Origin of the sequence: Actinomycetospora sp., from assembly GCF_036497585.1 — a bacterium.
Lineage (GTDB): Bacteria > Actinomycetota > Actinomycetes > Mycobacteriales > Pseudonocardiaceae > Actinomycetospora.
The window spans coordinates 1-6,414 of sequence record NZ_DASXJD010000206.1 but is presented as its reverse complement, the minus strand read 5'-3'; the positions used below and the strand labels follow the sequence as shown (position 1 = coordinate 6,414).

The window sequence follows — 6,414 nt, the reverse complement described above, 5'->3', positions numbered from 1 at the left end:
ACGGCGTCGGCCCGCAGCGCGCCGTCGGAATCCCGAGCGTCGCAGGTCGACGTGGGCGCCGTCGCCCGTGCCGTCAGCACCGGGTTCATGATCCTGGTCTTCGGCGGGCTCATCCAGCCGATCGTCAGCACCTACGTGCCGGTGCTGGGCATGTTCTGGCTGATCCTCGTCGCCGTCGTGGCCTTCGCCTCCGCCGGCGCCCGCGTCGGGATCGCCTGCCCCAACCCGCCGTTGCACGGGGCCGGCGCGGGGGTGATCAGCTACCTCCTCGTGGTGCCGCTGATGTTCCTGCAGGGCACGTTCAACCCGCTGTACTGCGTGTACTCGTTCGTGGCGGCCGCCGTCGTCGGCGGGCTCGCGGGCCGCATCGCCGCCCGCTCGAAGACGTCCTCGGACTGATCCGGCCCCGGCCGGTCCCGGCGACCGACGAGCGCCGTCGGACCCTCGCCCGTTACCTCGCCGAGACCCGGCGATAGCATGCCGGGGCCAGGCACGCCACTCCTCGACAGGAGGACCTCGGTCTCATGCTTATCGGTGCTCTCGTGATCGTGGCCGCGGCGCTCCTCATCAGCGCCTTCCTGACGGGCACGACGATGCTGGCCGGGGTGGCGCTCGCGGTCAGCGTGGTCGCCGCGGTCCTCTACGTGATCCTGCTGCGCCGGGGGCCGGCGAAGGCCGAGGAGTCGGCGACGGCCGAGCCCGTCGAGACCGAGCCCGCGGCGGAGACCACCACCGCCGAGCCGGCCACGGCCGAGGCCCCGGAGGCGGAGCCGGTGGATGCGAAGGCCGAGCCCGCGAAGACCGAGCCCGCGAAGACCGAGCCCGTGGCCGCGAAGGCCGAGCCCGTGGCCGCCGAGGCGGAGCCCGCGGAGGCGGAGCCGGTCGCCGCGAAGGCCGAGCCGGTGACGCCGGCGGCTCACATCGCGACGGCGCCGGGGATCGACGGGACCACCGTGGTGCACATCGTCCCCGGCCGAATGCGCTACCACGTCGACGGCTGCCAGGTGCTCGACGGCCAGGAGGCGGAGGCCCTCACCGTCGACGACGCGCGCGACGAGGGCTTCACCGCGTGCAGCCGGTGTGCGGTGCGCGGGCGGACGACCGCGAAAGCCTGAGGACGGGCGGTCACCGTTGACCCGTCTGGCACGCTGACTGTCGCTGTCGGGGTAATGCCGCCCCCCGAAGGAGTCATGCGTCGATGACGAAGGTGAACCGGACGACCGGTACCGATCTGTTGACCTCCGCCCCGGAGGTCGTGATCGACGACGTCAGCAAGTCCTTCGAGGGCACCCGCGTGCTCGACGGGATCTCGCTGAGCGTGGCCCCCGGGCGGACGCTCGTCGTCATGGGTCCCTCGGGCGTCGGGAAGACGACCCTGATCCGGATCCTGCTGGGACTCGAGACACCGGACGACGGGTCCGGCGACGTCACCGTCGACGGGCACGCCGTCCACGACCTCGGCCCCGCGGAGCTCCGCGACCTCCGTCGCGGGATGGGGGTGCTGCTCGGGGGTGCGTCCATCTACGACAGCTCGCTGTTCGCGTCGATGACGGCGTGGGCGAACCTGCGCTACCCGCTCGAGGTGCGCGGTTACGACGAGGCGGTCGTCGAGGAACGGGCGTGGCGACGGATGGTCGAGTTCGAGCTGACCGACGTCGCCCACCTGATGCCGTCGGCGCTCTCGGCGGGGACCCGGCGCCGGCTGGCGCTCGCGAAGTCGTTCGTCGACGACCCGTACCTGCTCGTCCTGGACGACCCCGGCGACGCGATCGACGCCACCAACCGGACGTCGGTCATCGAGTCGATCCGCCGCGCCCGGGCGGTCACGGACGCGACGATGGTCCTCACCTGCCACGACATCGAGATGGCCCGCGCACTGGGCGACGACCTCGTGGTGATCCTCGCGGGCCGGGTCGTCGCCCAGGGGCCGGTGGCCGAGCTCCTCGAGGGCGTCGTCGATGCCGACACCTGGGACGAGCGGTTCGCGTTCCGCGCCTCCTTCGCGGTGACCGACGACCGGAGCCGCAGCACCCTCGCCCAGGTGGAGGACGCCCGGCGTGAGACCAGCACGTGGCAGTGGGCGACCTATCTCCTGCTCGGACTGATGGGCCTGGCGACCCTGATCGCGCTGCTGTCCGGGGTGATCGACAACGTGTTCACCTTCCTCTGAACCCGTCGCCGGTCAGGCCGCCTCGTACTCGCTGCCCGGAGTCCGCCGGCGCAGCCCGCGGTAGGCCTCCTCGGCCGTGCGCCCCTCGTTGACCACGCCGTCGACCTCGGCGCAGATGGGCACGTCGACGCCGAGCTCCCCAGCGAGCTCCACGACGCTGCGGGCGGTCTTGACCCCTTCCGCGACCTGCGTCATCTCCTCGAGCACCTGGTCGATCGACTTGCCACTCGCGATCTCCTCGCCCACCCGCCGGTTGCGCGACGCGGGGCTCATGCAGGTCGCCATGAGGTCGCCGAGGCCGGTCAGGCCGGCGAAGGTCCGCGGGTCGGCACCCATCGCCTCGCCGAGCCGGGTGATCTCGGCGAGGCCGCGGGCGATGACGAGGGCACGGGTGTTGACGCCGACCCCGAGGCCGTCGCCCATTCCGGCGGCGATCGCGATGATGTTCTTGAGGATGCCGCCGAGCTCGCAGCCGGTGACATCGTGGTTGCGGTACACGCGGAACACCGACGAGGCGAACAGCGGCTGGAGCGCCGAAGCCACCGCGTTGTCCGGGGTCGCGACGACGGCGGCGGCGGCGTAGCCCGCGAGGACCTCGCCGGCGATGTTGGGGCCGGCCAACAGGCCCACCGAGTGCCCCGGCAGGCACTCGCCGATCACCTGGGTCGGTCGCAGTCGGCTCTCCGGTTCGAGTCCCTTGGCCAGCGAGATCACCGGGATCCAGGCCCGGACGTGCGGGGAGGCCTCGGACAGCACGTCCCGCATGCTGTGCGACGGGACCCCGACCACCAGGACGTCCGCCCGCGACGAGGCTTCCTCGAGGTCCGCCGTGGCGCGCAGCTCCGTGGGCAGGACGTGCCCGTCGAGGTAGCGCCCGTTCGTCCGCTGCTCGTTGATCTCCTCGGCCACGGCAGGGTCGCGCGCCCAGAGCAGCGTGGGCGTGTTGCGCGCCGCCAGGGCCGCGACGCCCGTGCCCCAGGAGCCCGCGCCGAGGACCGTGATCTGGACCGGGCGGGTCATCGGGTGGTCCCAGCGCGGCCGGCGGGCGGCCCCGAGTTCGTCGACATGGTGAGCCTCCTGGCGTCGGACGGCAGGACGTTCGGCCGTCCGGCCCATCCTCGCGTGAGTGTGCCACGCCACTAGCTCGGGTCCCCAAAGGTTGAGGACGCGAATAGGCTTGGTACCGTGACCCACGTCATGGGCTGTCGATCTGGCGACAGCCGAGGCCGGTCGCGGCCTCGTGTGCGGAGGTGCAGATGGCGAGCAATGCGGCGCGTCAGTTGGTGGGGCTGGACGGCTCCGGCGCTCCGACGGAGGTCCGTTCGGCGTACGCCGCCACGGATGACGACGAGTCGGCGGACGCCCTGGAAGCCGCTCTCGTCGTCATCGAGCAGGCGCGGAACCTCCTGGGCTGGGCCCCCGGCGACGACGAGGTCCCGGTGGTCGGTCATGCGGGCGGAGCGCGGGCCCTGGCCCGCGCCTGGGACGAGGCGGGGGCCGAGATCGGGGCCCTTGCAGTCTCCGGCGCCGATCCCCGCCGGCTGCAGGCGCTGGTCGGGTTGCTCAGCGACATCCGTGACGCGGAGCAGCAGCTGGAGACCTCGGCCTCGGCCGCGACCGGTGGGCTGATATCACGTGTCCGCGACGGGCTGCAGACCCTGCGCCGGGCGGGCTCGCTCACCGAGATGATCGACCAGGCGCCGATCGTCGCGGCGGGGATCGGCTTCGACCGGGTGCTCCTGTCGCGGGTGGACGAGTCGGCGTGGGTCCCCGAGCGCATGTACGTCAAGGGTGACGGACGCTGGGCCGAGGAGATCCTCGAGGCGGGGCGTCAGCAGTACCGGCTGCTCGACTCGTCGTTGCTCGAGACCCGCATGGTCCGGCGGGCGACGCCGCTGCGGGTCACCGATCCCCTCAACCGCCCGCTCATGCACCAGGAGCTGGTCACGAGCTCGCGCACCCGGGGGTACGTCGCCGCGCCGATCTCGGACAACGGCACGGTGATCGGCTTCCTGCACGCCGACTGCTACGGCCAGCGGCGGATGCCGGCTCATCTCGAGCTCGAGGCGCTCTGGGTCTTCTCCCAGTCGCTGGGCACGCTTCTCGCCCGGCAGAGCATCGCCGACCGACTCGAGTCGGTGCGCCGCGAGGCGGACCACGCACCGTCGTCGCTGCTGGTCGCGTGCTCGCGGCGGGACGAGGGCGCACCGGACCGCTCGCGCCGCCCGGAGGGCCACGCCGGATGGTCGCTCCGCGAGAGCAGTGGCGCGGCCGGGGCCCGCTCCGCTCGTCACCACGCCCTCCTCGACGTGGTTACCCGTCGGGAGATCGAGGTGCTGCAGCTGATGGCGGACGGCGCCAGCAACGAGCAGATCGCCCGTCGTCTGGTCATCTCCGTGGGCACGGTGAAGTCGCACGTGAAGCGGATCCTGCGCAAGCTCGATGCCTCGAACCGCGCCGAGGCGGTCTCGTGCTGGCTGCGCAGCGAGTACGGAAGGACGTCCGCCGGCGCCTCCGGGCCCACGTGAGTCCGGATCCCGGCCTCGAAGGGGTACCTCACAGACCCCCACGGGGAGACGTCGAGGGAACACGCTCCGTCTACGGTGGTCGGCGTCTCGCGGACGAGACGAGGAAGGAGACGACATGCGAATCGTGGTCGACCGCTCCAAGTGCACCGGCCTGGGGATGTGCGAGGCGGAAGCACCCGATCTCTTCGAGATCGACGACGAGGGGACGCTCGAGGTTCTCGACGAGCGTCCGGCCGAGGATCAGCGCGCCGCGCTCAAGGCCGCCGTCGAGGCGTGCCCGACCGAGGCCCTGAGCATCGCCGAGGACTGACGCAACCCGCCGACGACCTGCCCGTCGATCCACACCAGGGCCGGGCCGGTCGTCGGGACGCTCGAGGACCTCGGCCAGCCAGTAGTGTGAACGGGCGCCTGCGATAGGCGACCCGGTGTAACGACGGTTCCCCTGCTCCGATGCACACGGCGAGGAGCCGGGACATCCACCCGGCCCGTTCGTCGGGGATGATCGTCGTGAGTCGCTGCCGTTGCGGGGCCGCCCTGCTTCCGGACCTGCACTTCTGCGTGGCGTGCGGTGCCCGCCAGGAGCTGGGCGCGCGGGTGCCGGTGGTTGCGGGCGCATCGATGGCCCAGGGCCCGGTGCGCCAGGACCCGATGCCGCTGGGCTCGATGCCGCGGGGCTCGATGCCGCAGGGCTCGATGTCGTGGCGGTCGTCCTCGTCGCCGTCGGGGTCCTCGCCGCCCGACCCGCAGTGATCTTCGGGGCGGCAGCTCCGACCCCGGTCGTGACCCCGACCGTCACTGTCGGCGTGCCGGTGCCCGCAGCCGCGTCCTCCGACCCGGGCTCGTCGTCGTCCTCGTCACCCGTCCCGTCGTCGGGTTCGTCGGAGACCTCGGCGTCGGCGGCGCTGGCGGCCCAGGTCGCGTTGGACCGCTCGACGGTGGAGCGGCTCGCCGGACGGTGGGTGCCGCAGCTGTCCGTTCCAGCGAGCCGCGGCTGGGCTCGTCGTGGTGATTCTGAACGACAGTGTGGCGGGGCGGCCGCAATCGGCCGCGACAAGACGGGCCCCGACACGACGACGCCGGCCCTCCCGGAGCGGGTGGACCGGCGTCGTCGTGGTTCCGAGTGCGGACCTCAGATGCTGAAGCCGCTGAGGATGCCGCCTGCGTCCTTGGCGCCGTCCTTCATGGAGTGGCCGTCCTTCTTGGCGTCGGCCTTGAACGAACCGGCCTTCTTGTCGGTGTCCGTCTTCGCGTGGGACGTCTTCGAATCGGCCTTCTTCGCGGCGCCGTCCGTCTTGGGGGCGTCCGTCTTGGGGGCGTCGACCTTGGGGGCGTCGAGCTTCGGGGCGGCGGGCGCCGGAGCGGCGGGCGCCGGAGCGGCCGTCGAGGACGACGGGGCGGCTCCGAGCATCCGGGCGATGAGGCCCTGCTGCGGCGCGGGCTGGGCCGGCTGCGCGTAGGTGGGCTGGGCGTACGCGGGCTGCGCGTAGGCCGGCTGGGCGTACGCGGGCTGCGCGTACGCGGGCTGGGCGTAGGTCGGCTGGGCCGCGGCGGGCTGCGCGTAGGCGGGCTGCGCGGTAGCGGGCTGGGCGTAAGCCGGCTGAGCGGTAGCGGGCTGGGCGTAAGCCGGCTGAGCGGCGGCGGGCTGAGCCGCGGCCGGCTGAGCGGCGGCCGGCTGAGCGGCAGCCGGCTGCGCAGCAGCGGGCTGAGCAGAGGCCG

At 72.8% G+C, this 6,414-nt stretch carries 7 protein-coding genes and 1 pseudogene; 6 read left to right on the top strand and 2 right to left on the bottom strand.

The window, feature by feature from the left end; translation table 11 throughout:
• The 3 genes from VGH76_RS20195 to VGH76_RS20185 form a co-directional block, all read left to right on the top strand.
• Window positions 1–399: hypothetical protein (locus VGH76_RS20195; RefSeq protein ID WP_331558513.1), on the top strand; the 399-nt coding region annotated here is incomplete at its 5' end.
• 125 nt (window positions 400–524) lie between these two features.
• The gene (locus VGH76_RS20190; RefSeq protein ID WP_331558512.1) at window positions 525–1,115 is read left to right on the top strand and encodes a hypothetical protein; all 591 of its coding nucleotides are present in this window, start codon (window positions 525–527) and stop codon (window positions 1,113–1,115) included.
• Between the two features lie 83 nt (window positions 1,116–1,198).
• The gene (locus VGH76_RS20185; RefSeq protein WP_331558511.1) at window positions 1,199–2,170 is read left to right on the top strand and encodes an ABC transporter ATP-binding protein; all 972 of its coding nucleotides are present in this window, start codon (window positions 1,199–1,201) and stop codon (window positions 2,168–2,170) included.
• 12 nt (window positions 2,171–2,182) lie between these two features.
• On the opposite strand, the gene VGH76_RS20180 is transcribed toward VGH76_RS20185, so the two are convergent.
• The gene (locus VGH76_RS20180; RefSeq protein WP_331558510.1) at window positions 2,183–3,190 is read right to left on the bottom strand and encodes an NAD(P)H-dependent glycerol-3-phosphate dehydrogenase; all 1,008 of its coding nucleotides are present in this window, start codon (window positions 3,188–3,190) and stop codon (window positions 2,183–2,185) included.
• Between the two features lie 236 nt (window positions 3,191–3,426).
• Between VGH76_RS20180 and VGH76_RS20175 the strand changes: the two genes are divergently transcribed.
• From VGH76_RS20175 to VGH76_RS20165, 3 genes are all read left to right on the top strand, one after another.
• Window positions 3,427–4,698, top strand: coding sequence for a helix-turn-helix transcriptional regulator (locus VGH76_RS20175; protein ID WP_331558509.1), 1,272 nt, complete (start codon window positions 3,427–3,429; stop codon window positions 4,696–4,698).
• Between the two features lie 115 nt (window positions 4,699–4,813).
• A complete protein-coding gene (locus tag VGH76_RS20170) occupies window positions 4,814–5,008 on the top strand; it encodes a ferredoxin (protein WP_331558508.1) in 195 nt (64 codons plus the stop codon).
• Window positions 5,009–5,205: 197 nt separating this feature from the next.
• Window positions 5,206–5,448: a hypothetical protein gene (locus tag VGH76_RS20165; RefSeq protein ID WP_331558507.1), complete on the top strand. Its 243-nt coding sequence runs from the start codon at window positions 5,206–5,208 to the stop codon at window positions 5,446–5,448.
• A gap of 379 nt (window positions 5,449–5,827) precedes the next feature.
• Here the strand turns inward: VGH76_RS20165 and VGH76_RS20160 are convergent.
• Window positions 5,828–6,414, bottom strand: a pseudogene (locus VGH76_RS20160) (hypothetical protein); the annotation flags it as partial.